Source organism: Bradyrhizobium sp. 31Argb (genome assembly GCF_043638955.1).
Taxonomy (GTDB): Bacteria; Pseudomonadota; Alphaproteobacteria; order Rhizobiales; family Xanthobacteraceae; genus Bradyrhizobium.
Window position 1 is genome coordinate 1 of sequence record NZ_JBEGDB010000654.1, and the last position, 819, is coordinate 819.

Here is an 819-nt window from a genome sequence, read left to right on the forward strand (position 1 = left end):
GTCAGTCGGCGCATGTCCTTGTCGGTCTTTGCCGCAGCAACAATGGCTCGCTCGAGCTTGTCAATCTGGTCCGCCTGAGCCTCGATCTGATCGGCAATTGCCGTCAGCGCGAAGCGCGCTGACGCAGGCAAGCGGATATCTGCTACATCCCGTACGATTGCAACCAACGCCTCGACCTTTGTCCGGCCAGCGGCGGCAATGATGCCCAACTCAGCCAGATGCGAGCGCAGGGCGTTGATCGTCTGCGTTTGCTGTTTCACCAGAAGTGCGCGACTCTTCAGGACCATCGTTCCGGCTTGCTGCTCGGCCGTTTTGATCGGAACGAAGCGCATGGTCTTGCGAGTCACGGCTTCGCTGATGGCCTCGGCATCCGCCGCATCCGTTTTTCCACGCTTCACAAACGGCTTGACGTAAGCTGGTGGAATCAGCCGCACTTCATGGCCGAGAGTTGCAATCTCGCGTGCCCAATAGTGAGCGCTGCCACAAGCTTCTATTCCGACAAGGCAGGCCGGCTGTTTCGAAAAGAAATGCAGCACCTCGCTGCGCCGTAGTCTCCGGTTGAACACCGGCGAGCCATCGGCACCCGCGCCGTGAACTTGAAAAATGTGCTTCGCCAAATCCAACCCGATGGTGCTAACCTGCTTCATGGAACGGTCCCTCCTTGTGGCGTTCGAACAACGACCACGTTTTAGCACGATGATGCTGTCGGAGCGGGCCGTTCCACCACATCAATCAGGGTGCCGACTAGGGTCTGTTGGGATTCAGGATTCTCATTCGTGCTTGGCTGTGATTCAAGCTTTGGATGGAACGATTCGTTTT

The 819-nt window shown here is 57.4% G+C and carries 1 protein-coding gene; it reads right to left on the bottom strand.

Annotated elements, in window-relative coordinates:
• The coding region (locus AAFX91_RS42100; RefSeq protein ID WP_394570401.1) for an IS110 family transposase at positions 1-647 on the bottom strand (647 nt) is incomplete at its 3' end.
• Between the last annotated feature and the right edge of the window lie 172 nt (positions 648-819).